Here is a 23,709-nt window from a genome sequence, read left to right on the forward strand (position 1 = left end):
TTATGCCGCTTCCGCTGCCGAGCCGTAGAGCGCTTCCTTGAAAGGCTGCGGGCCGACGCGGCGGTAGGCGGCGAGGAAGATTTCCGAGGGATCGAGACGCAGGCGCAGATAGGTGTCGACGATCGTTTCGATCGCATCCGTCACCTTGTCCGGCTCGAAGCCGCGGCCGATGATTTCGCCGATCGAGGTGTGCTCGTCGCCGGAACCGCCTAGCGTGATCTGGTAGAGTTCGGCACCCTTCTTTTCCACGCCCAGAAGGCCGATATGGCCGACATGGTGGTGGCCGCAGGCATTGATGCAGCCGGAGATCTTGATCTTCAGCTCGCCGATCTCGGCCTGACGGGCCGCATCGCCGAAGCGGCGGGAGATTTCCTGGGCGAGCGGAATGGAGCGCGCGTTGGCGAGCGCGCAATAGTCGAGCCCAGGACAGGCAATGATATCGGTGATCAGGCCGGCATTGGCTTCAGCCAGATTGATCGCGACGAGACCGCGATAGACGGCTTCGAGATCGGCGAGAGCGACATGCGGGAGGATGAGGTTCTGCTCGTGGCTGACGCGGATCTCGTCGAAGGCATATTCCTCTGCGATATCGGCGATGGCATCCATCTGTGAGTTCGACGCATCACCCGGAATGCCGCCGATCGGCTTCAGCGAGATCGTCACCATGCCGTAATCGGGGTTCTTGTGCGGCTGGACATTCTGCTGAACCCAGCGGGCGAAAGCCGGATCGGCCTTCTTCCAGCGGGCGAGGTTTTCCCAACCCTCGGCACGTTGCGGCAAAGCCGGCGGCGCGAAATAAGCGGTGATGGCCTGCACGTCCTGTTCCGGCAGCTTCAGCTCGGAATCCTTCAGCTGTGCGAATTCGACTTCGACCTGACGGGCAAGCTCTTCAGCGCCGGTCTCGTGAACGAGGATCTTGATGCGGGCCTTGTACTTGTTGTCGCGGCGGCCATGCAGGTTATAAACGCGCATGACTGCGGTCGTGTAGGACAAGAGATCCTCTTCCGGCAGGAAGTCGCGGATCAGCTTGGCAACCATCGGCGTGCGGCCCTGACCGCCACCGACATAGACGGCAAAGCCGATTTCGCCCTTGTCGTTCTTCTTCAGATGCAGACCGATGTCGTGGACCTGGATGGCAGCGCGGTCGCGCTCGGCACCGGTGACGGCGATCTTGAACTTGCGCGGCAGGAAGGAGAATTCCGGATGAACGGAAGACCACTGGCGCAGGATTTCGGCATAGGGACGCGGATCGGCGACTTCATCGGCGGCGGCACCGGCAAAATGGTCGGCCGTCACGTTGCGGATGCAGTTCCCCGAGGTCTGCATGGCGTGCATTTCGACCGTCGCGAGCTCGGCCAGCACATCAGGCATATCCGACAGCTTCGGCCAGTTGAACTGCAGGTTCTGGCGCGTGGTGAAGTGGCCATAACCGCGGTCATAGGTGCGCGCGATATGGGCGAGCATACGCAGCTGGCGCGAGCTCAGCGTGCCATAGGGAATGGCGATGCGAAGCATATAGGCATGAAGCTGCAGATAAACACCATTCATCAGGCGCAGCGGCTTGAATGCGTCCTCGGCCAGTTCGCCGGAAAGGCGGCGCTGAACCTGATCGCGAAACTGCTCGACGCGCTCGGCGACAAAGGCGTGGTCAAATTCGTCGTAACGGTACATCGTCTTCCTCAGACTGCAATGAATTCTGGATCGGCCGGCTTGTAGCCAGGCGCATATTCCATGGTCGGGCCTTGGGCGCGGATACGCTCGCGCAGACGTAGCGGCCAGAGCTGGCCGTTGGTTTCCTGAACTTCGACGACAGCAACGTCAACGACCTTGTTGTCGGCATAGGATTTCTTGCCGATCTCCTCAAGGGCAGCGACGGCTTCGGCATGGCGGGCGACGAGCGCCTCCTGCAACGAGGTCACCCATTCGCCATTGGCGTTCAGCCAGACGGCAACGCCGTCCGTCAGGCGGTTGGCGGTCAGAACCTTGTCTACCATGTCAGCTCCTTGCAAGTTCATCGAACCGGATGCGTTCACGCACCAGCGGTTCGGACAGTTCGAAATTGGCGCCTGCGACCGCATCGCCGATAATGACCATGACCGGTCCCGTCAACTCGTCACGGTGCTGCAGGTCGGGAAGATCGCGCAGGATTCCGTGCAACAGGCGGCGATCCGGACGGCTGGCATTTTCGATGACAGCGACTGTGGTTTCCGAGGGAATGCCGGCCTGCATAAGACGTTCGGCAACAGAGGCCGCGACGGTGCGGCCCATATAGACAGCGATCGTGGCGCCCGACACGGCAAGGCTCGCCCAATCCGGCAAAACGTCGCCGGTCAGATCATGTCCGGTCGTAAAGACCAGCGAAGAGGCAACGCCGCGCAGTGTCAGCGGCAGCTCGAAATCGGCGGCAGCGGCAAAGGCGGAGGTGATGCCGGGCACGATCTCATAGCAGATGCCGGCCGCGCGTAGCGCTGCCATCTCTTCCCCTGCCCGGCCATAGACCAGTGGATCGCCGCTCTTCAGGCGCACAACGCGTTTTCCCTGGCGACCGAGATCGACCAAGAGATCGTTGATCTCCTCCTGAGACTTCGAATGGCAGCCCTTGCGCTTGCCGACCGAAAGACGCTCGGCATCGCGGCGGCCCATATCGACGATCGCCTGCGGCACGAGCGCGTCATAGACGATAACATCGGCCTCCATCATCACGCGCTGGGCGCGCAAGGTCAGGAGATCTTCGGCACCGGGACCGGCGCCGACCAGCCAAACATGGCCTTCAACGCGATCCAGCGAGCGTAGCAGACCATTGGCGGCCCGGCGGGCCTGCGGCAGGTTGCCGTTGGCGACAGCATCGGCGACCGGGCCGGAAAAGAAACGACGCCAGAAGATGCGGCGGGAAACGCCCCGGGGAACGAGGTGTTCGACAGCCTTGCGATAGCTGGTCGCAAGAGCGGCGAGACGGCCGAGCGAGGGCGACAGGAGCTGATCGATCTGGGCGCGGATCATCTGCGCCAGCACCGGCCCTGCCCCTTCGGTACCGATCGCAACGGCAACAGGCGCACGATTAACGAGAGCGGGCGTGTAGAAATCGCAATAATCGGGCTGGTCGACGGCATTGGCCGGGATTTTCGCGGCGCGCGCGGCATCGACGATACGACGATCCTGTTCGGCGTCACCGGTTGCCGCAAACACCAATATGGCACCCTCGACCTGTTCGGGCGCAAAAGCTGCGCGGACAGTCTCGATGCCGTTGGCAATCAGAAAAGCGTGGTAATCGGCTTCAGGGCGATCCGCATGCGCGACAATGCGCGCCTGCGTGTTCAAGAGCAGGCGGACCTTGGCGAAAGCTTCGTCGCCATTGCCGAAAACGGCCGCAGTCCGACCTTCCACGCGAAAGAAGGCGGGAAATACCGAAAGCTGTTCAGTCCTGGGAGGCATTCTCAATCCACTTCGAAGTTCTCCGAATATGCATTCTCCGGACAGGCGAATGAAGAAACAGAATTCCAAAGGCCGGCCAGTCGCGTATTCTTTTACCCGCTTGATCAATGATTTGAGAAAACTGACCCGTGCGGCGCAAAAACCACATATCTTGAGCGGTTCGCGCAGCTTTTCGCCCAAAGGATGAAGCGATAAAGCCTGTGGCAAAGTCCCCGGCGCTGGACTTATGCATTCCGCTTCATTCCGCGGGGCGATAGGATGAGCCAAACAGGAGATTTTCATGCCGGAAAAGACAATCGCCTCCCGCCTTCTGCAGGTCATGGAGGATAACATCCTGCCGATGACGGAACTTGGGGTCGCTTCCGGCAACAAGGTGTTCGGGGCAGCGATCCTGCGCAAATCCGATCTTGCGCTCGTCGTCACTGAGACCAATAACGAGCTCGAAAATCCGCTCTGGCACGGCGAAGTGCATACGCTAAAGCGCTTTTACGAGCTCAACGACAAGCCGGCGACGAAAGACCTGATCTTTCTCTCCACGCACGAACCCTGCACCATGTGCATGTCGGCGATCACCTGGGCCGGCTTCGATAATTTCTATTATTTCTTCAGCCACGAGGATTCGCGCGACAGCTTTGCCATCCCGCACGATCTCAAGATCCTGAAGGAAGTCTTCGGGCTCGAGCCGGGCGGCTACAGGCGGCAAAACGCTTTCTGGAAGAGCTTTGCGATCGCCGATCTCGTCGAGACCGAGGATGCTGCGCTGAAGGCCGAACTCAAGGCGCAGACAGAGCGGATCAAATCGCGCTACGCCGCGCTCTCCGACACCTATCAGGCCACCAAGAGCGCCAACGACATTCCGCTGAGCTGAGAGACCATGGAACCTTCGAAAGACATTTCGCGCCTGATCGAGATCATGGCCGCGCTTCGCGATCCCGAGACCGGCTGCCCGTGGGACATTGTGCAGAATTTCGAGACCATTAAGCCCTATACGATCGAGGAAGCCTACGAGGTTGCCGACGCGATCGAGCGCAAGGATATGGACGATCTCTGCGACGAACTCGGCGACCTGCTGCTGCAGGTGGTCTTTCATGCGCGCATGGCCGAAGAAGCCGGCGAGTTTTCCTTCGGCGATGTGGTGGAAGCCATTACCCGCAAGATGATCCGTCGCCACCCACATGTTTTTGCCCGTTCGGATGCGGATACGCCCGACGCCGTGAAGAAGCAGTGGGACGAGATCAAGCAGGCAGAGAAGCGCGAGCGCACGGAGCGCCGAGCGCTACGTGGCATCACGGAAGATTTCAAGACGGGCTTCCTCGGCTCGGTGCAACGCAGCTTTCCGGCGCTGACGGAAGCGTTGAAGCTTCAGGAACGTGCCGCCAAGGTTGGTTTCGACTGGTCGGCACCTGAGCCCATCCTCGACAAGATCGAGGAGGAGGTCGATGAGCTGCGCGTTGCGCTGCGTGAGGGCGATAAGTCAAAGGTCAGCGACGAACTCGGCGACCTCATCTTCGCCGTCGTCAATATCGGCAGGCATGTAAAGGCCGATCCGGAACAGGCGCTTCGTGGTACAAATACGAAATTCCGGCGCCGATTCAATCACATCGAGACGGTTCTTGATGCAGAAGGTGAGAGCCTGGAGGCGGCTAGTCTGGAACGGATGGAAGAGATCTGGCAGGCGGCCAAGGCGATCGAGCGGGCTGTCGTAGCCGGGGCGGAGTGAAACTCCGCTCGAACGGGATTACCGCTCCCAGTCTTCCTTTGCAGGCTTCGGACCATTGCCGATCCGGCGCTCGAGCTCGGTAGCCTCCGTCTCAGATAGACGCAGGTCCAATGTCACGGAGCCATCCTCATTGTCCTCGCGGCTATCGACGATAGCGTGGTCGTAAAGCCAGGGCAGCAGCGCGAGCTTGTCGACCGGCAACGTGACAGTCGTTTCCGTCATGACACCGGACAAACGACGGCTGATTTCATCCATCAGCCTGTCCACGCCCTCACCGCTGATAGCGGAAACGGCAATGACATTCTTCATGCCGGAGGACTTCTGCACCATGGCGTCATGGGCTTCGGGTTCCAGCCGGTCGATCTTATTCCAGACTTCGAGAATGCGGCGCTCGCCTTCGGCCTCGTCGATGCCGAGGTCATTCAGGATGCGCAGAACATCAGCGCTCTGGGCCTGATTGTCCACATCAGACATGTCGCGGACATGCAGGACAAGATCGGCTTCCAGCACCTCTTCCAAGGTCGCGCGGAAAGCGGCGACCAGATGGGTCGGCAGGTCGGAGATGAAACCGACGGTATCGGACAGGATGACGGTGCGGCCATGCGGCAGCTTCATTCGGCGCAGTGTCGGATCCAGCGTCGCGAAGAGCATGTCTTCGGCGAGAACCCCTGCCCCGGTAATGCGATTGAACAGCGTCGATTTGCCGGCGTTGGTATAGCCGACGAGCGCCACGATCGGATGCGGCACCTTCCTGCGCTTGGCGCGGTGCAGCTGGCGTGTGCGCACCACCTGCTCAAGCTCGCGTTCGAGCTTGATGATGCGGTCCTGCAGCAGGCGTCGGTCGGCTTCGATCTGGGTTTCACCCGGACCGCCCATGAAGCCGCCACCGCCGCGCTGGCGTTCAAGGTGGGTCCAGCTTCGGACCAGCCGGCCCTTCTGATAGTTCAGATGCGCAAGATCGACCTGCAGCGTGCCTTCCTTGGTGGAAGCGCGGCGGCCGAAGATTTCGAGGATCAGGCCCGTCCGGTCGATGACCTTGGCGTTCCATTCCTTTTCCAGATTGCGCTGCTGTACCGGCGTCAGCGGATGGTCGACGATGACGAGGCCGGAATCACGCTCATCGAGCTGGTTCTTGATCTCTTCGATCTTGCCGGTGCCGAGCAAAGTTGCCGGGCGCGGATCGTTGACCGGCACGATGGAAGCGTTGACGACATCGAGGTCGATCGCCTGGGCCAGGCCCGTCGCTTCGTCGAGACGGCTTTCGGGAGTGCGGGTCGATGCCGATTCGGTCTGCCCACCGCGCGAACGCGACTTCAGCACGGGGACGACGACGGTCGCGCGCATGTCATCCCTGTGCTTGGCTGCCTCAGGGATGATGGAATCGTTCTTTGTATCGCGTGTCGAGATGACGGCTGGCCTTGGCTAGGACGCTGCTTCTTCGCTTTCGAACATCTGCATTGGCTGACCAGGCATGATGGTCGAGATCGCGTGTTTATACACGAGCTGCGAATGGCCGTCACGGCGAAGCAGAACACAGAAATTGTCAAAAGAAGTGACAACGCCCGTGAGTTTCACGCCGTTAATGAGAAAGATTGTCAGGGAAATCTTTTGCTTGCGTACAGTATTGAGAAATAAGTCCTGCAGATTCTGAGAACGTTCCGCCATCGCGCCGCTTCTTTCTTTATTGCCGACCTGATCAAGCCGGTAGAATATCAATCAACCTCACCAGCAAGGCAGGTGGCACCCTCATTCCACCTGTCCAGCAAATCTTGGTATCAAATCGTAATCTTTTCCGCAACGTCGAAAAAGGCTTCCCGAATATTCTGCGAGAGGCTTCCGGGATGACCATTCGCAATCGCCTGTCCATCAATGGAAACCACTGGAAAACAAATGCTTGTGGCTGCGGTAATGAAGACCTCGCGAGCGGCCATCATCTCCGAAACGGAGAACTTTCGCTCGACGATTTTAACCCCCAATTTGGCCGCGACATCGATCAGAGTCGTGCGGGTGATGCCGCGCAGGATGCCATGTTCGGCGGGCCGCGTTACCAGTGTACCGTCGGCATCGACGATCCAGACATTGGTCGCAGCCCCTTCCTTCACCATGCCATCGGCATCGACGTAAATCGCTTCCTGGGCACCGGCTTCCTTCGCCTGCTGGCGCGCAAGCGCATTCGACAGCAGCCCGACCGACTTGATGTCGACGCGATCCCAGCGATTGTCGGGAACGGTGATCGCCTTGATGCCAGCGGCATTCTTCTTGGCAATGACAGATGGATCCGTGCTTTTGGCAGTGACGACGATCGATGGCTGCGTGCCTTCGGCGGGGAATACATGATCTCGGCGGGCAACGCCGCGCGTCACCTGCAGGTAGAAGAGGCCGTTGCGGACGTGGTTGCGGCGCAGCGTCTCGCGAATCACCTGCGTCAGCGCCGCACGGCTCATCGGCCAAGCGATGCGCAGTTCACTGAGCGAACGGTCAAGACGGTTCAGATGCCGGGTCAGGTCAACGATCAGGCCGTGACGGACCTCGCAGACTTCATAGACGCCATCGGCGAACTGATAGCCACGATCCTCTACATGCACCATGGCGTTGGAATGCGGCACGTAGCGTCCATTCACATAGGCAATTCTTGGCATTGAAAACCTGCTTGGGGCAAAAGAAGGGAGCCGGCGCGACGTGAGCCCGCGCCGGAGAAAATCAGACGCCGAGCGATTTCAGCTTGCGATGCAACGCCGAGCGCTCCATGCCGACGAATTCGGCCGTGCGCGAGATGTTGCCGCCGAAGCGGTTGATCTGGGCGATCAGGTAATCCTTCTCGAACATCTCGCGGGCTTCGCGCAGCGGCAGAGTCATGATGTGGTAGTCGTTCTTGGCCGAGACCTTGGGCAGCATGTCACCGAGATCGGTCGGCAGCATGTCTGCGGTGATCGGCGCATCCGGACCGTCGGTGCGGGCAAGGATCATCAGCCGCTCGATATTATTGCGCAGCTGACGGATATTGCCCGGCCAGTCATGGGCCTGCAGCACAGCCATGGCGTCATCGCCGATACGGCGCGGCCGGATGCCCGCCTGTTCGGAAATCTGACGCATGAGCTGGTCGACGAGGAATGGAATGTCCTCACGGCGCTCGGCAAGCTGCGGCACGCGCACCGGCACCACCGCCAGGCGATGATAGAGATCCTCGCGGAACCAGCCTTCGGCGATGCGGCTTTCCAGATTGTAGGCGGTCGAGGAGATGATACGCACATCGACCTTCACGCGCTTGGAGCCGCCGACACGCTCGAATTGCTGGTCGACCAGCACGCGCAGGATCTTATTCTGCGTCTCACGCGGCATTTCGCCGACTTCGTCGAGATAGAGAATACCGCGATGAGCCTCTTCCAGCGCGCCGATCTTGCGCGCCTGCCCCGGTGCGCCTTCGGTGCCGAACAGCGCCACTTCCATGCGGTCAGGCGTGATGTTGGCGGCATTGAGCGCCACGAACGACTTCTTATGGATCATACGCGCCACCAGTTCCTTGCCGGAACCGGATGCGCCGAAGATCATGATGCGGCTATTGGTGGGCGCGACCTTTTCGATCGTCTGGCGCAGCTGCGAAACGGCGACCGAGGTGCCGATCAGCTCCAGCGCATCACCGGCGCGGCGCTTCAGCTCGACGTTTTCGCGCTTCAGCTTGGAATTTTCCAGCGCGCGCTCGGCGATCAGGATCAGGCGGTCGGCCTTGAACGGCTTCTCGATGAAGTCAAAGGCGCCGCGCTTAATGGCCGAGACAGCCGTCTCGATATTGCCGTGACCGGAGATCATCACCACCGGAAGCTCGGGATGGCGCGTCCTGATCTCGTCCAGCAGCGAGAGGCCGTCGAGCTTGCTGCCCTGCATCCAGATATCGAGGAAGACGAGACGCGGCACGCGATCGGAAATTGCCGCCAGCGCGCTGTCGCTGTCATGCGCCATGCGGGTTTCGTGGCCTTCATCCGACAGGATACCGGCAACGATCTCGCGAATGTCATGCTCATCGTCGACGACGAGAATATCAGAGGCCATAAACGCTTTCCTTGTCACTGGCTGACGGGGCAGCGGCCACATCCCGGCGTGGCAGATGCACGCGGATCATGGCCCCTCTTCCCTGGTCAAAATCTGCGGGTGCATCGTGCAGTTCGAGCTGCCCGCCATGTTCTTCGATGATCTTCTTGACAATGGCGAGGCCGAGGCCGGTGCCCTTCTCGCGCATCGTCATATAGGGTTCCAGAATGCTGTGGCGGTTCTCGACAGGCAGGCCGCGGCCATTGTCGACGATATCGACGGTAAAGCGGTCGCGCGCCTCGTCCAGAGAGGCGCGGACGAAGATCTTGCGCGCTTCGCGTTCCTCGCTCGGCACGGCCTCGATTGCTTCCACAGCGTTCTTGATGAGATTACCGAAGGCCTGACCCAGCATGCGGCTGTCGAACATGCCTTCCAGCCGCTCCTCGCCGAGTTCCTGCTGGAAGGCGATATGGTTGTTGCCCATCTCGCGCAGGAAGATTGCGTCGTGAAGGATAGCGCGCAGATCGCTCGGTTCCTTCGTCGGCTTCGGCATGCGGGCAAAGGCGGAGAATTCATCGACCATGCGACCGATATCGCCGACCTGACGGATGATCGTGTCCGTGCACTGGTCGAAAACGGCGCGATCGTTCTCGTCGATCTGCTTGCCGTAACGACGTTGGATACGCTCGGCCGACAGCTGGATCGGCGTCAGCGGATTTTTGATTTCGTGAGCGATGCGGCGGGCGACATCGCCCCAGGCGGTGGAGCGTTGCGCAATGACGAGATCGGTGATGTCATCGAGCGTGATGACGTAGGATTCACTCAGATCGCGCACTTCCTCGCGCGTCACCTGGACGCTCAGCGTGCGCACTGTACCGCCGCGCACCAGCGCGATCTGCTTGCGGAAGTCGCCGCGATAGCGAGAGGCGGCTTCCGTCAGCACCTGATCCACTTCGGGTGCTACTTCCGACAGCCGCTTGCCAAGCAATTCATCGGCATGCAGCGTCATCAGCGCCTCGGCTGAACTGTTGACGATGGTGATGCGCCGGTCCTGCTCAACGCCGATAACGGCGGCGGTGACACCCGAGAGTACGGCTTCGATGAAGCGGCGGCGATCGTCCACCTCGTCCTTCGCCTCGAGGATCTCGTCGCGCTGCGTGCGGATTTCCGAGATCATCTTGTTGAAGGTGCGCGACAGGCTGGCAACGTCGCCATCGACAGCGTGAACGGGCACGACGATATCCATGTTGCCGGATGCGACGCTATCGGCAGCAGTAATCAGCAGGCGGATCGGCCGCACGATACGGTCGGCCACCGCAATCGCGGTCCAGATCGCCGCGAGCAGCACGATCAGAGCAAAGCCGATGTAGAGCACCGCAAAGGCGATCTGCAGCGAGACGCGGCCGGCTTCCATCGAACGGTATTCGGTGGCGTTCTCCTCCATCATGCGCATGGCATTCATGACTTTGGGGTCGACTGCGCGCACCGTGTAGAGGAAGGTTCCGGAGATCGACTCGAGCCTGATGATGGCGCCGACAAGGTTGGTCACACCGGGCGGGATCAGCGTCGGCTGGCCGGCGGCCGCCTTTTCCAGCGCATCCTGCGGGATGGCGGGCAGCGGTTTTTCCGTGGCGATGTCTGCCTGGACGATGACCGAGCCATCGCGCTCGACAAGGAAGGCGCCGAGCAGGCCGCGGCCCCTTGCCTGACGGGTCATCAGCTCGCCGAAGCCGGTCTTGTCCAGGCTGTAGAGCGCGCGGTTACGCTCGAGATCGTTTGCCATCGAAACCGTCTGCCCCTGCAGATAGCTGGCGTTTTCCAGCATGTAGGCCTGGCCGATATTGCGGGACGAACTGACGATCGCCTGGGTTCGGAGCGCAAACCAGCGGTCGAGGCCTGCGTTCAGCGTGATACTGGCAAAGATCGCAACAAGGATCGCCGGCGTGATCGCGACGATCGAGAAGAGCACGACGATCCGGATGTGCAGGCGCGCAGCGGCGCGGCCTCGCGTGCGGGCCTTGAAAAGCCGCGCAACTTCGCGACCGATCAGCGCGATCAGGCCGAGGACGAAAAAGGAATTGATGACGACGGAGCCGATGACGACGTGAGAGGTCGGGGCAATCGGCGTCACGCCGAGCAGCACGAAGAGCGTGACGGTTGCGCAGACCAACGCGCCCCCGGCAAGCACCAGACCGGGTACGGCAAACAGGGCACGACGATCGGTCACCGTTGTCACCGCCTCGTTCGCCGTTTCCGGCGATGCCCCTTCTTCGTCCATTCAGCCTCTCTTCGAACGGCAGTGCCGTCGCGCCCAACGAGAAGCCCAACCAACGCCGGCTTGCGAAAAACCGGCGTTCAAACGACTCGATCGTGGGCGAATGTCCAAACCCTATGCGTGACCTTTAAGCAACGCATTGTGGCGAAAATGCAACGCACCTTGCCACAATGTCAAGGTCGAAGGTCAGGCCGTACGCGAGCTTCTGTAGACGGAAACGCCGAGTTCGCGGATCTTTTTGCGCAGCGTATTGCGGTTCAGACCCAGCAAATCGGCAGCCTTGATCTGGTTGCCACGGGTAGCCGTCAATGCCGCAAGTATTAACGGATATTCCATTTCCGTCAGCACGCGGTCGTACAGGCCGGGCGGTGGCAGGTTTTCGCCGAAACTGGCGAAATAGCTACGCATATTCTCTTCGACCGCCTGGGCAATCGTCATCGAACCGCTGCGGATCGGACCCTTGTCGATCGGGCTATCGGGAACATCGGAGCGAAGCTCGGCGTCGATGATTTCGCGGGTGATGACATCCTGTGGATAAAGCGCCATCAGGCGGCGGATGAGGTTTTCCAGCTCGCGCACGTTGCCCGGCCAGGCATAGGCCTTCATCAGTTCCAGCGCTTCCTGATCGAAACGCTTGGAGCCGAGGCCTTCCTTTTCGGCCTGCTGGACGAAATGGCGGACGAGATCGGGAATATCCTCCGCACGGTCGCGCAGCGGCGGCAGGCGCAGCGGCACGACATTGAGGCGGTAGTAGAGGTCTTCGCGGAAGAGGCCCTGATTGATCGCCTGCTTCAGATCCTTGTTGGTCGCGGCAACGATTCGCACATCGGTGCGGATCGGCGTGCGGCCGCCGACGGTCGTATATTCGCCCTGCTGCAGAACACGCAGAAGACGCGTCTGGGCATCCATCGGCATGTCGCCGATTTCATCGAGGAAAAGCGTACCGCCTTCGGCCTGTTCGAAACGGCCGGTGGAGCGGGTCTGTGCGCCGGTAAAGGCGCCCTTCTCGTGGCCAAAGAGCTCGGACTCGATAAGGTCACGCGGGATGGCCGCCATGTTGATGGCGACGAAGGGGCCGTTGCGGCGCTTGCCGTAATCATGCAGCGCGCGGGCGACGAGCTCCTTGCCAGTGCCGGATTCGCCAGTGATCATCAGCGTCAGGTCCGTCAGCATGAGACGAGCGAGAACGCGGTAGATTTCCTGCATTGCCGCCGAGCGGCCGACGAGCGGCATGCCGTCCTGTGTGTCGTCGTCGAGCTTGGCCGGCTTTCTCTTCGGTTCGGCGAGCGCCCGGCTGATGATACCGATCAGCTCCGTCAGGTCGAAGGGCTTCGGCAGGTAGTCATAGGCGCCCTTTTCCGACGCCTTGATCGCCGTCATGAAGGTGTTCTGCGCGCTCATGACGAGAACGGGCAGGTCCGGCCGCGCCTTCTTGATGCGGGGCAGAAGGTCGAAGGCATTCTCATCCGGCATGACGACGTCGGTCACGACGAGATCGCCCTCGCCGGCCGAAACCCAACGCCACAGCGTTGCGGCATTGGAAGTAATGCGCACATCATAACCGGCGCGGCTCAAGGCCTGATTGAGCACCGTGCGGATGGCCGCATCATCATCGGCAACGAGGATCGTGGCTGTCATCGATTGGGTCCTGTCGAGCTTGCAATAGCGGCGTCATCAAGCGAGGCATCCTTTGAGGCCGGCATGAGGACGCGGAAAATCGTGCGGTTGTTCTGGGTGTCGCATTCGATGATGCCGCCATGATCGCCGATGATCTTGGCAACCAGGGCGAGGCCGAGACCGCTGCCATTCGGCTTGGTGGTGATGAAGGGATCGAAGAGATGCGGCAAGAGGTCCGTCGGCACGCCGGGACCATTGTCGATGACGCAGAATTCCAGCGGCAGCGAGATTTTCTCGCGCGTGCCGGCGACCGAAAGACGGATGCCCGGACGATAGGCCGTCGTCAGGATGATCTCGCCATCCGGCCGGTCACCGACGGCTTCGGCAGCGTTCTTCACCAGATTGAGGAAAACCTGCACGAGCTGGTCGCGATTGGCGTAGACGGCCGGCAGCGAGGGGTCGTAATTCTCGGTCACGCGGATATTGCGGGCGAAACCTGCCTTGGCAACGGCCTTCACATGATCGAGCACGGAATGGATATTGACCGGCACACGGTCGACCGGGCGCTCGTCGGAAAAGACTTCCATGCGATCGACCAGCGAGACGATGCGATCCGTCTCGTCGCAGATCAGCCGCGTCAGGGCGCGGTCGTCATCAATGACGGACTGTTCGAGAAGCTGGGCAGCGCCACGGATACCGGAGAGCGGGTTCTTGATCTCATGCGCGAGCATGGACGCAAGACCCGTGACCGAGCGGGCAGCCGCGCGATGTGTCAGCTGCCGGTCGATCTTGTCGGCCATCGACCGCTCCTGGAAGACGACAACGACCGAGCCCGGCTCCGCAATGACAGGCGCAACATAGAGATCGACGAGCTTGTCCTGGCCCAGGCGCGGCGAGCTCAAATCGACGCGGTATTCGTTGACCGGCGCCTTGCGTTCGCGCACCTGATCGATGAGCGCCAGAAGCGGGCTGCCGAAGGGAATAAAGGTCGAGATGCGGTAGCGGGAGAGATGCGCCGCGCTGGCGCCAAAGAAGGCCTCGGCTTCCCAGTTCGCAAAAGCGATGAAACCACCCTCATCCACCATGACGACGGGGTTCTGGATGGCGTTCAGTACCGCCATTGCCATAGCGTTGACCGGATTCTCGGGAGAGGCTGTGCCGTCCGTGTTCATGCCGCCTCCCGCCGCTCTACCGCACCTGCCGCTATCGCATCATCGAAGCGGGCAATCACATCATCAGGATCACGGGATGTCATGATCGCAGCCTTTTGCTCGCCCGGAAGATCCGGCGCGAAGCGCTCCAGATACCATCCGAGATGTTTACGGGCGTGCCTGACGGCAACGGCCTCGCCGTAAAATTCCAGCATCATACGATAGTGCTCGACGGCAATGGCCGCGATCTCCCCACGCTCGGGTTCACGTGCACCTGCCAGAACACCGGCATGCCATGGCCTGCCCTGGCTGCCGCGGCCGATCATGACAGCATCGGCGCCCGAGCGGCGCAGGATATCCTGCGCATCCTCAGCCGTTTCAACATCGCCATTGGCGACCAGCGGCACGGAAATGACATCGCGCACGAGACGGATGGCATCCCAGTCCGCCCTGCCCTCATAGAACTGCATGCGGGTGCGGCCGTGGATGGTGATGAGCTGGACGCCAGTCTCCTCGGCGCGTTTGGCAATATGTGGTGCGTTGATGGAATTCTCGTCCCAGCCGAGGCGCATTTTCAGCGTGACGGGGATATCGACTGCCTTGACGGTCGCCTCGATGAGTTCAAGCGCATGATCCGGATCGCGCATCAGCGCCGAACCGGAATAACCGCCGATGACCTTCTTGGCCGGGCAGCCCATGTTGATGTCGATGATATCGGCGCCATGATGGGCGGCGATCTTGGCGGCTTCGGCCATCCAGTGCGCCTCACGACCGGCGAGCTGCACCATATGCGGACGGAAGCCAGCAGCCCGCAGGCGCGCCCAGGATTCGGCGGTATCATTCACCAGTTCCCGGCTTGCTACCATTTCGGTGACAACGAGGCCCGCGCCATGGCGCCAGGCAAGTTCGCGGAACGGCATGTCGGTGACACCCGACATCGGCGCAAGCACAACGCGGTTCCGCACGGACACGGGTCCGATTCGGAAAGGCGCTGCAAGGTCCTTGGAAATCAAATGATTATCTTTCAGGCACACCATGTAACTGCATTATTTTTAGCCATAGTTCTACGGCTTGCCAAGAGGGTCGAGACCGAATTGATATTTTTTGGGCAAATGCTGGAAAAGGTCCGAGCAAGACGATAGAGCAACTGACATCCATTCCGCATATTTCAGGGATTTATGCTGCAAATGCATACTAAGCAACCGATATCGGCTGGAATTGTCGTCGTTGCGGCAGGCCGCGGTGAACGCGCCGGATCACACGAGGAAGGCCCCAAGCAATACCGGATGATCGGCGGCAAGCCGGTTATCGTTCATACGCTTGAAAACTTCATGACATGGGAAGCGGCAACGCACATCGTCGTCGTCATCCACCCCGATGACGAAGCCCTCTTTGCCAGAGCATCCCGGCACGTCATCTCCGCAACGCCGATCGAGACGGTTCATGGCGGCGCGACCCGACAGCAGTCGGTGCTGGCCGGCCTGCGACACCTTAAGGATAAGGGCATCAGCCATGTGCTGATCCACGACGCGGTGCGCCCTTTCGTCGATCACCTGCTTCTAGACCGGATCGCCGATACGCTTTCGGCCGGCGCGCCCGCGGTTCTTCCGGCAACGCCGGTCGCTGATACGCTGAAGCAGGCCGGAAGCGACGGGATCGTGGTCAAGACCATCCCGCGCGATCAGCTCTATGCGGCCCAGACGCCGCAATCCTTCGATTTCGCCACCATTCTCGAAGCGCATGAGAAGGCAGCCGCCAGCGGCAGGACGGATTTCACCGACGATGCATCAATCGCCGAATGGCTCGATATTCCTGTAACCATCGTCGAGGGCGCACCGACCAACGTCAAGCTGACAGTCAGAAGCGATATAGCCATGGCCGACGATAAACTCTCAAACGCCCGTATCCCGGATGTGCGCACTGGCAACGGTTATGACGTGCATCAGCTCGAGCCCGGCGACGGCGTGACGCTCTGCGGCGTCTTCATTCCGCATGACCAGAAGCTCAAAGGCCATTCGGATGCCGATGTGGCGCTGCATGCGCTGACAGATGCGCTGCTGGCGACTTGCGGCGCCGGCGATATCGGCGATCATTTCCCGCCGTCCGATCCGCAATGGAAGGGTGCCCCTTCCCGCATCTTCATCGAACATGCCGCAAAGATCGTGCGCGATCATGGCGGCACCATCACCAATGCGGACGTCTCGCTGATTGCAGAGGCGCCGAAGGTCGGGCCGCATCGCGAAGCAATGCGCGCCAATCTTTCGGAATTCCTCGGCATCGACATCGAGCGCTGCTCGGTGAAAGCCACCACCAACGAGACGATCGGTTTCGTCGGCCGCCGTGAAGGGATCGCCGCGATCGCAACGGCAACCGTTGTCTATGGAGGCAGGAAGCAATGAGCCTGTTTCCCGCAGATATCACTTCGATGGCGGAAAACATCATCCACAATTTCACGGCTGCGGGTCTGATGGTATCGACGGCAAAGTCCTGCACCGGCGGACTGATTGCCGGCGCGCTCACGGAAATTTCGGGATCATCCGCTGTCGTCGACCGTGGCTTCGTGACCTATACGAACGTGGCCAAGATGCAGATGCTCGGCGTGCAGGAAGAGACGCTCATCCGTTTCGGCGCGGTTTCAGAGGAGACAGCCCGGCAGATGGTGCATGGCGCCCTCTTCCGCTCGCGCGCCGACCTTGCGGTCGCTGTGACAGGCATCGCCGGGCCCAGCGGCGGATCCCCGGAAAAGCCAGTCGGGCTGGTGCATCTTGCGGCGAAATCACGTTCGGGTAAGCTCATCCATCGTAAGATGCTTTACGGCGACATTGGCCGCACGGAAATCCGCCTGGCAACAATCCGGACGGCACTTCAAATGGTTATTGAAATTGCGTGATATTGAGTGAAGGAACAAAACGCAGGAATTTCAGTTTCTGCCGCGTGTAGGCAAGAGCCGGTTTTGAAGGAACGGTCAAATGAGATACTTGGCATGCATCGGTGTCGTCTTGAGCCTCGCCTGCGTTTCGGCGGCTGAAGCACCATCCAACTATCAGGTTTATGGTGGCGTGCGGGTGGATTCGGATCCCGTTCTGCTACGCAAATACGACCATGCGCTCCGCCGCTGCCAGCCGGAAGCGCTGGGCTATCGCGGATCGCCTGATACCACCAGCCTGATCTACAACGCGGCGCTCAGGGGCTGCCTCTATCGCTACAGCTTCATCGACCGTGGCTCCTACGCCTATCCTGCGACGCTGATCTTCGACCATTTCTTCGATCGCTGACTATCAGCCGTAGATCGTTGCCGCCCGTTTTTCGAAGGCGTCCGTGAACATGCGGAAAGCCCTGTCGAACATTGACCCCATGAGCGCGCCGAGAATGCGGCTCTTGAACTCATAGTCAATGAAAAAATCGACCGTACAGCCGCCGCCTTCCGCCTCGACGAACCGCCAGCGGTTGTCGAGGTAGCGGAACGGGCCGTCGATATATTTGACGTCGATGACGCGCTCGGCCCTGTTGAGCAGGACCTGGGTCGTGAAGGTTTCGCGGATCGCCTTGTAGCCGACCGTCATGTCGGCGATCAGCAGTTCCTTGCCGTCGCGCTCCTTGCGGTTCTTCACCGACAGGGCTTCGCAGAGCGGCAGAAATTCCGGATAATGTTCGACATCTGACACCAGGTCGAACATCTGGTCGGGCGTGTGCGGGACAGGGCGATGCGTTTCGAATTGCGGCATGAAGCGCAGTTAAGCCGGGACACCGAGAAGATCAAGAAGCGCTCGCATCTGGCGGCGGGATTTCACCTGCAAAACGGGCACATGCGGTCCGTGGGCGGCAATGGCTGATGTCACGCGCGGCGAGAATTTCTTCTCGAAGGTCCAGATGAACTCCAGAAATTGCCAATCGACTTTCTCGATGCAGCCGCGTGCCATTTCCGGGCGTGTGCGGCCGATGTGCTTCAGCCAGCGGGTCACAACTCCCCAGACGCAAAGCAGGCGCGGCATCCGCACCCAGATGACGATATCGGTGCGCGGCAGGCGGATATCGAAAGTGGACGGATTGGTGCCATCCATGATCCAGCGCTCGCGGGCAATCCTTTCGACGATCCGCTGGCGCTGCTCCTCCCTGCTGCGTTCCACCCAGCCCGGCAGCCAGAGGATATCGCGGTCGATCGAGAGGTAGGTCAGGTCGAAATGGTTCGCCAGTTTCTGAGCAAGCGTCGACTTGCCGCCGCCCGAGCAGCCGATGACCAAGATGCGTCTCGCGTCGCGAATCTGCCCGGCGGCAAAGGCGTCGTCGACATAGTTGATTGCCTCGTCCGATTGCCGTTCCATTGCGAGTTCCTTCTTACTCGTTCACAGCCGGCAGTCTGGAGAGCAATTCGTCGCTCTCTTGGAAGGACTTGAGCGTCAGAACCGGGATGTCGCGGCCATGGCTTGCCAGCATCGCCGCGAATTTCGGCGCTTCCCGCTTTTCGAACGTCCAGATGTATTTCAGGAATTGCAAGTCGATCCGCTCAGGGCATCCCGGTGCCATGTCCGGCCGGGTCCGACCGCGATATTTCCACCAACGCCCGAGCACGCTGCGCACGGAAACGCTGCGCGCCGGGCGGCGCCAGAGCACCATATCGGCGCGCGCCAGACGGATCGGCAATGTGCTTGGGTTGTTGCCGTCCATGATCCAGCGTTCGCCCGCAACGGCATCGCGGATACGCTGAACGGATTCCTCCAGCGGACGCAGCTTCCAGCCGGGCAGCCAGAAGATGTCGCGGTCCATAGAGACGTAAGTCAGTCCGAATCGCCGTGCGAGCGCCTGGGCAAGCGTCGACTTGCCGGTGCCGGAGCAGCCGAAGACCAGGATGCGCTCGGCACGGGGAATAATGGTGGCAGCTTCGGCAATGGAGACTGCACGCACGGATTCAGGCGACGTCGTCACTTGATGCATGGCAAACTCGCTTTCGACAGGATCGCCTTCGCGGACCGATCTGTTGCGAAGAGCGGCGTGCTGGCTAGCTGCTTCGCGTGACCTGATGATGACAATGACGCGAACAAAGAAAAACCGCGGCGAAAATCACCGCGGTCCTATTAAACACATGTGGCAAGCTCTTACTCGGCAGCCATCAGCAGCTTCTTCTCACGCGCAGCCTTCAGGCGGGCGAAGTCGTCGCCGGCGTGATGCGAGGAGCGCGTCAGCGGGCTGGAAGCGACCATCAGGAAGCCCTTAGTGTAAGCGACCGTCTCGTAGGACTTGAACTCTTCCGGAGTGACGAAGCTCTCGACCTTGTGGTGCTTGCGGGTCGGCTGCAGGTACTGGCCGATCGTCAGGAAGTCGACATCGGCGGTGCGCAGATCGTCCATGAGCTGGAGAACCTCGTTCCGCTCCTCACCGAGGCCGACCATGATACCGGATTTGGTGAACATGGTGGGATCGAGCTCCTTCACGCGCTGCAGCAGGCGGATGGAATGGAAGTAGCGGGCGCCCGGGCGAACCGTCAGATAGTTGCCGGCAACCGTTTCCATATTGTGGTTGAAGACGTCGGGCTTGGCAGCGACGACGCGTTCCAGCGCGCCAGGCTTCTTCAGGAAGTCGGGCGTCAGGATTTCGATCGTCGTCATCGGCGAAGCGGCGCGGATTGCCCAGATGACCTTTTCGAAATGCTCGGCGCCGCCATCTTCCAGATCGTCGCGGTCGACGGAGGTGATGACGACGTGGCTCAGGCCCATCTGCTTCACGGCCTTGGCGACATTCTCAGGTTCCGCCATGTCGAGCGCGTTCGGCTTGCCGGTCGCGACGTTGCAGAAGGCGCAGGCGCGCGTACAGATCTCGCCCATGATCATGAAGGTGGCGTGCTTCTTGTCCCAGCACTCGCCGATATTCGGGCAGCCCGCCTCTTCGCAGACGGTGACAAGCTTGTGCTCCTTCACAATCGAGCGGGTTTCGGCGTAGCCTTTCGAGGTCGGCGCCTTCACACGGATCCAGTCCGGCTTGCGCAGGACTTCCGTATCCGGGCGATGCGCCTTTTCCGGATGCCGCACGCGCTTAATGTCGGGATTGATCGTGTCGAGAATGGTGACCATGTCAGTTCAACTTTCCGCCGCCCCATGCGGCCCGGATTGTCATATTGCGCATCGTTCGTTTATTCAAATCTTTCGATCTGAAGAAATGCGCCCTGTCTTCGCACTTTATCTTCGAACCAATCGCGCGAAGAATATCAGCAGGCAGGCGCCAATGAAGCCCGTCACGAAGTAGCCGAACCGTCCGCCGGCAACCTCGATATGGAACTGTGCCAGGATGGCGGTGGCGACGACCGAGCCGACAATGCCGAGCACAATGTTCAGCAATATGCCGTAACGCGCTTCCATCAGCTTGCCCGCGAGCCAGCCCGCAAGTCCACCGATAATGATTGCCGAAATCCAGCCGACGCCTTCCATCCCGTGTTTCTGCCCTACGCTATCGCCCTTGCAATCAGCACCACGACAATGGCGCCGACGGTGGCGTGGATGATCTGAACCACCAATGCATTTTCAATGCCCAGAGAAATCCCCAGTGCATTGAACAAAAACCCGCCCACGAACGCGCCGATGATGCCGCTGAGGAGGCACCGTATCAACCCACCACCGCCGACGACCAAGCTCGCGAGGAAGCCTGCGACCAGACCAATCAGCAGAAAGACGAGAAGCGACTGCGTGCTCATAGACATGATGATTTCCTTTCGTTTTTTCCACCCCGGGAGGGGAATGGATTTTCCATCCCGGGCGATGGCGCTCCGCCACGCCGGGGATAAAGAGCGGCCCAGGAAATTATCAAGCGTTCAGAACGCGGCCATAAGCATCCAGCACGCTTTCCTTCATCGTCTCCGAAATGGTCGGATGCGGGAAGATCGTATGCATCAGTTCTTCTTCCGTCGTCTCCAGGTTCATGGCGACCACGAAGCCCTGGATGAGTTCAGTGACTTCGGCGCCGACCATGTGGGCGCCGAGCAGTTCGCCGGTCTTCTTGTCGAAGATCGTCTTGACTAGACCCTGGTCTTCGCCGAGCGCGACGGCCTTGCCATTGGCGCTGAAGGGGAAGCGGCCAACGCGGATATCGCGGCCCAACTCCTTGGCCTTTGCTTCGGTGAGACCGACAGATGCGACCTGCGGGTTGCAGTAGGTGCAGCCCGGGATCTTGAGCTTGTCCATCGGATGAACGTTCGGCAGGCCGGCAATCTTTTCGACACAGACGACGCCTTCATGCTCGGCCTTGTGGGCCAGCAGCGGTGGGCCGGCAACGTCGCCGATCGCGTAGATACCAGACACGTTGGTCTCGCCATAGCCGTCGATGACGATGAAGCCACGATCGGTCTTCACGCCGACAGCCTCGAGGCCGATGCCTTCGACATTGGCTTGCACGCCGACGGCTGAAATCATGCGGTCTGCAGTGATCGTTTCCGTCGTTCCGTCTTTCTTCTCGATGGTGGCAGTGATCGAATTTGCGCCCTTCTCCACCTTGGCGACCTTGGCCTCCAGATGGATCTTCATGCCCTGACGCTCGAACTGCTTCTTGGCGAGAGCGGAGATTTCCGCATCCTCGACCGGCATCACCTGGCTCATGATTTCGACGACGGTGACGTCGACGCCCATCGTGCGATAGAAGCTTGCAAATTCAATGCCGATTGCGCCCGAGCCCATGACGAGGAGAGACTTCGGCAGTTCGTCGGCCTTCATTGCCTCGAAATAGGTCCAGATCAGCTTGCCATCCGGCTCGATGCCCGGCAGGGCACGCGGACGAGCGCCGGTCGCAACGATAATATGCTTGGCAGTATAGGTGCCTTCGCCGAGCGCGTTCTTCGGCACCGGACCCATCGGCTCCATCGGCTTTTTCGTCGCCTTGGAAACCATGATCTCGCCGGGCTTGGTGATCTTTGCCTCACCCCAGATGACATCGACCTTGTTCTTCTTGAACAGGAAGCCGACGCCGTTGTTCATGCGATGCGCAATACCGCGCGAACGGGTGACGATCGCCTTGATATCGGGCTTGATCGTGCCATCCAGCACCAGTCCGTAATCCTTGCCGTGCTGGGCGGTATGCAGGACGTCAGCCGAGCGCAGCAGCGCCTTGGTCGGAATGCAGCCCCAGTTGGAGCAAATGCCGGCGAGATGTTCGCGCTCGACGCAGGCGACCTTGAGGCCGAGCTGCGCGGCGCGGATGGCGGCGATATAGCCGCCGGGACCGGAACCGATGACGATGACGTCGTAGGATTGAGCCATTGCTTTCCTGCCTTTGTTACGCTCCCGCGCGGGTCATGAGAACCCATGCGTGCTTTTTGCTGTTATCGAAGAGCGGCACGGCGTTCATGCGCGCCGCTTCCGAAAATCCGTTTCTTCCGTAAAGCGACAGAGCCGCTTCGTTACTATCCGACGTGATCAGGCTGACCGGCAGCCCGTCTGCCCTTGCCAGCTGATCTTCCAGCAGCCTCTTGCCGATGCCGATACCGCGCATATGGCGATAGACCGCGAGACTGCCAATGAACCAGTGTCCTATCACCGATCTCTGCATCGCCAGCATCGGCTCTATGGCCGGATGCCGCGCTTCGAGATCGCGTATGCCTTCATCCACTTCGTAACCGATCGCCATTCCGGCGATCTCATCATAAGCCTCGCCGATGACGGCGTTCTTCCAGCCGCCGAGCGCCTCGTCGCTCATCTTGAGCCGGCCCCGCTCCAGCGGTGTATCGCTCATGCCGCTTGCGACATCGCCAAACCAGAGCCATGAGGCAAAGCCGTGAGAAGCAATATCCGCCAGGATCGCCAGTTCCGAAGCATCCCGGCGGGAGGCCTGTCGGAGAGCGAGAAAGGCAGTCATCGTCAGAGGCCCAGCATCATCCGCACGATGGGCTCAAGGCCGCGACCGAGCGCACGCGTATTCTCCGCATCGAGGTGAATACCGTCGATCGGCGTCGTCTTGGCGACGGAATTGCCGTCGAAGAAGCCGCAGCCGAGTTCATCAGCGAGATCACGGTAAAGCGTCGGAAGCTTTGCCGATTCCTCGATGCCACCGGGGAAGGATGCCGCGAAGGGCACATTGCCCGTCGCGCAGATTGCCGGCGGCGCCACGATCAGGATCTCCGGCCCATCGAATTCGAAGGGCCAGGCATGATTGCGGATCAGCCGCACCAGACGGCCGATGCCCTGGCACGCGGCAAACGCCGAGCCGGCAACGACCGGCTTCATGTCGTTGGTGCCGAGCAGCAGGATAACGAGATCGAGCGGAGCATGCGTCTGCAGTACGGTCGGCAGAATGCGTGCGCCGTTGCGATCGCAATCGGCAAGATGGTCGTCAAAGGCGGTGGTGCGGCCGTTCAGGCCTTCCGCGACGACGCGAGCTCCGCTTCCGAGCGTTGCCTGAAGCACGCTCGGCCAACGGTTCTCATAGGCGTGACGGCCGATCGTGTCGGCGTCATAGCCCCAGGTCAGCGAATCACCATAGCAAAGAACAGTCTTCGTCATGTCCGCCCTCCC

Annotated in this window: 26 protein-coding genes; 6 read left to right on the forward strand and 20 right to left on the reverse strand. The window is 60.6% G+C overall.

What is annotated here, in order from left to right; genetic code table 11:
• From ACR9ZQ_RS16355 to cysG, 3 genes are read right to left on the reverse strand one after another with little or no spacing between them, the layout of a single operon-like run.
• Positions 1-1,671 carry a nitrite/sulfite reductase gene (locus tag ACR9ZQ_RS16355; RefSeq protein WP_481428302.1) on the reverse strand — a complete coding sequence of 557 codons (1,671 nt, stop codon included), beginning with the start codon at positions 1,669-1,671 and terminating at the stop codon, positions 1-3.
• 8 nt (positions 1,672-1,679) lie between these two features.
• Positions 1,680-1,994 carry a DUF2849 domain-containing protein gene (locus ACR9ZQ_RS16360; RefSeq protein WP_007822491.1) on the reverse strand — a complete coding sequence of 105 codons (315 nt, stop codon included), beginning with the start codon at positions 1,992-1,994 and terminating at the stop codon, positions 1,680-1,682.
• A gap of 1 nt (position 1,995) precedes the next feature.
• Complete coding sequence (gene cysG / locus ACR9ZQ_RS16365; RefSeq protein ID WP_481428303.1) at positions 1,996-3,432, reverse strand: siroheme synthase CysG; 1,437 nt, start codon at positions 3,430-3,432, stop codon at positions 1,996-1,998.
• 49 nt (positions 3,433-3,481) lie between these two features.
• Here cysG and ACR9ZQ_RS16370 point away from each other — a divergent pair, with 49 nt between their 5' ends.
• From ACR9ZQ_RS16370 to mazG, 3 genes are all read left to right on the forward strand, one after another.
• Positions 3,482-3,619 (forward strand): hypothetical protein, encoded by a 138-nt coding sequence (locus tag ACR9ZQ_RS16370; RefSeq protein WP_162748161.1) that lies wholly within the window; start codon positions 3,482-3,484, stop codon positions 3,617-3,619.
• A 93-nt stretch (positions 3,620-3,712) separates the two neighbouring features.
• Positions 3,713-4,300 (forward strand): nucleoside deaminase, encoded by a 588-nt coding sequence (locus tag ACR9ZQ_RS16375; protein ID WP_113325285.1) that lies wholly within the window; start codon positions 3,713-3,715, stop codon positions 4,298-4,300.
• A gap of 6 nt (positions 4,301-4,306) precedes the next feature.
• A complete protein-coding gene (mazG, locus tag ACR9ZQ_RS16380) occupies positions 4,307-5,152 on the forward strand; it encodes a nucleoside triphosphate pyrophosphohydrolase (RefSeq protein WP_113325286.1) in 846 nt (281 codons plus the stop codon).
• An 18-nt stretch (positions 5,153-5,170) separates the two neighbouring features.
• Here the strand turns inward: mazG and hflX are convergent, their stop codons facing one another.
• The 8 genes from hflX to dusB all read right to left on the reverse strand — a co-directional run bounded on the left by hflX (position 5,171) and on the right by dusB (position 15,258).
• Entirely contained in the window at positions 5,171-6,496 is a 1,326-nt protein-coding gene (gene hflX / locus ACR9ZQ_RS16385; protein WP_310389553.1) for a GTPase HflX, read from the reverse strand.
• 78 nt (positions 6,497-6,574) lie between these two features.
• The gene (gene hfq / locus ACR9ZQ_RS16390; RefSeq protein WP_003539403.1) at positions 6,575-6,817 is read right to left on the reverse strand and encodes an RNA chaperone Hfq; all 243 of its coding nucleotides are present in this window, start codon (positions 6,815-6,817) and stop codon (positions 6,575-6,577) included.
• 110 nt (positions 6,818-6,927) lie between these two features.
• Entirely contained in the window at positions 6,928-7,791 is an 864-nt protein-coding gene (locus tag ACR9ZQ_RS16395; protein ID WP_481428304.1) for a D-amino-acid transaminase, read from the reverse strand.
• A 61-nt stretch (positions 7,792-7,852) separates the two neighbouring features.
• Complete coding sequence (gene ntrX, locus ACR9ZQ_RS16400) at positions 7,853-9,199, reverse strand: nitrogen assimilation response regulator NtrX (RefSeq protein ID WP_481428305.1); 1,347 nt, start codon at positions 9,197-9,199, stop codon at positions 7,853-7,855.
• Complete coding sequence (locus ACR9ZQ_RS16405; RefSeq protein ID WP_481428306.1) at positions 9,189-11,456, reverse strand: sensor histidine kinase NtrY-like; 2,268 nt, start codon at positions 11,454-11,456, stop codon at positions 9,189-9,191. The genes ntrX and ACR9ZQ_RS16405 overlap by 11 nt, the downstream gene beginning before the upstream one ends.
• A gap of 183 nt (positions 11,457-11,639) precedes the next feature.
• Entirely contained in the window at positions 11,640-13,091 is a 1,452-nt protein-coding gene (gene ntrC, locus ACR9ZQ_RS16410) for a nitrogen regulation protein NR(I) (RefSeq protein WP_007822475.1), read from the reverse strand.
• Entirely contained in the window at positions 13,088-14,242 is a 1,155-nt protein-coding gene (locus ACR9ZQ_RS16415; protein WP_481428307.1) for a two-component system sensor histidine kinase NtrB, read from the reverse strand. The genes ntrC and ACR9ZQ_RS16415 overlap by 4 nt, the downstream gene beginning before the upstream one ends.
• Entirely contained in the window at positions 14,239-15,258 is a 1,020-nt protein-coding gene (dusB, locus tag ACR9ZQ_RS16420) for a tRNA dihydrouridine synthase DusB (protein ID WP_481428308.1), read from the reverse strand. The genes ACR9ZQ_RS16415 and dusB overlap by 4 nt, the downstream gene beginning before the upstream one ends.
• A gap of 141 nt (positions 15,259-15,399) precedes the next feature.
• Between dusB and ACR9ZQ_RS16425 the strand changes: the two genes are divergently transcribed.
• From ACR9ZQ_RS16425 to ACR9ZQ_RS16435, 3 genes are all read left to right on the forward strand, one after another.
• Complete coding sequence (locus ACR9ZQ_RS16425; protein ID WP_310389541.1) at positions 15,400-16,620, forward strand: bifunctional 2-C-methyl-D-erythritol 4-phosphate cytidylyltransferase/2-C-methyl-D-erythritol 2,4-cyclodiphosphate synthase; 1,221 nt, start codon at positions 15,400-15,402, stop codon at positions 16,618-16,620.
• Positions 16,617-17,111 (forward strand): CinA family protein, encoded by a 495-nt coding sequence (locus tag ACR9ZQ_RS16430; RefSeq protein WP_481428309.1) that lies wholly within the window; start codon positions 16,617-16,619, stop codon positions 17,109-17,111. Before ACR9ZQ_RS16425 ends, ACR9ZQ_RS16430 begins: the two co-directional genes overlap by 4 nt.
• Before the next feature lie 79 nt (positions 17,112-17,190).
• Positions 17,191-17,496, forward strand: a complete 306-nt coding sequence (locus tag ACR9ZQ_RS16435; protein WP_310389538.1) for a hypothetical protein — start codon at positions 17,191-17,193, stop codon at positions 17,494-17,496.
• Between the two features lie 3 nt (positions 17,497-17,499).
• On the opposite strand, the gene ACR9ZQ_RS16440 is transcribed toward ACR9ZQ_RS16435, so the two are convergent.
• The 9 genes from ACR9ZQ_RS16440 to ACR9ZQ_RS16480 form a co-directional block, all read right to left on the reverse strand.
• Entirely contained in the window at positions 17,500-17,946 is a 447-nt protein-coding gene (locus tag ACR9ZQ_RS16440) for a type II toxin-antitoxin system RatA family toxin (protein ID WP_007822465.1), read from the reverse strand.
• A 9-nt stretch (positions 17,947-17,955) separates the two neighbouring features.
• Complete coding sequence (locus ACR9ZQ_RS16445) at positions 17,956-18,543, reverse strand: P-loop NTPase family protein (RefSeq protein ID WP_481428310.1); 588 nt, start codon at positions 18,541-18,543, stop codon at positions 17,956-17,958.
• Between the two features lie 13 nt (positions 18,544-18,556).
• Complete coding sequence (locus ACR9ZQ_RS16450) at positions 18,557-19,153, reverse strand: AAA family ATPase (RefSeq protein ID WP_481428311.1); 597 nt, start codon at positions 19,151-19,153, stop codon at positions 18,557-18,559.
• A 161-nt stretch (positions 19,154-19,314) separates the two neighbouring features.
• A complete protein-coding gene (gene lipA, locus ACR9ZQ_RS16455) occupies positions 19,315-20,286 on the reverse strand; it encodes a lipoyl synthase (protein ID WP_481428312.1) in 972 nt (323 codons plus the stop codon).
• Positions 20,287-20,391: 105 nt separating this feature from the next.
• Positions 20,392-20,640 carry a GlsB/YeaQ/YmgE family stress response membrane protein gene (locus tag ACR9ZQ_RS16460; protein WP_113325299.1) on the reverse strand — a complete coding sequence of 83 codons (249 nt, stop codon included), beginning with the start codon at positions 20,638-20,640 and terminating at the stop codon, positions 20,392-20,394.
• Between the two features lie 14 nt (positions 20,641-20,654).
• The gene (locus ACR9ZQ_RS16465) at positions 20,655-20,909 is read right to left on the reverse strand and encodes a GlsB/YeaQ/YmgE family stress response membrane protein (protein WP_113325300.1); all 255 of its coding nucleotides are present in this window, start codon (positions 20,907-20,909) and stop codon (positions 20,655-20,657) included.
• A gap of 103 nt (positions 20,910-21,012) precedes the next feature.
• Positions 21,013-22,458 carry a dihydrolipoyl dehydrogenase gene (lpdA, locus tag ACR9ZQ_RS16470; RefSeq protein ID WP_481428313.1) on the reverse strand — a complete coding sequence of 482 codons (1,446 nt, stop codon included), beginning with the start codon at positions 22,456-22,458 and terminating at the stop codon, positions 21,013-21,015.
• A 16-nt stretch (positions 22,459-22,474) separates the two neighbouring features.
• Positions 22,475-23,053: a GNAT family N-acetyltransferase gene (locus tag ACR9ZQ_RS16475; protein ID WP_481428314.1), complete on the reverse strand. Its 579-nt coding sequence runs from the start codon at positions 23,051-23,053 to the stop codon at positions 22,475-22,477.
• 2 nt (positions 23,054-23,055) lie between these two features.
• Positions 23,056-23,697, reverse strand: a complete 642-nt coding sequence (locus ACR9ZQ_RS16480; protein WP_481428315.1) for an SGNH/GDSL hydrolase family protein — start codon at positions 23,695-23,697, stop codon at positions 23,056-23,058.
• Between the last annotated feature and the right edge of the window lie 12 nt (positions 23,698-23,709).

This window comes from Rhizobium sp. KNZ14-9A (genome assembly GCF_056755015.1).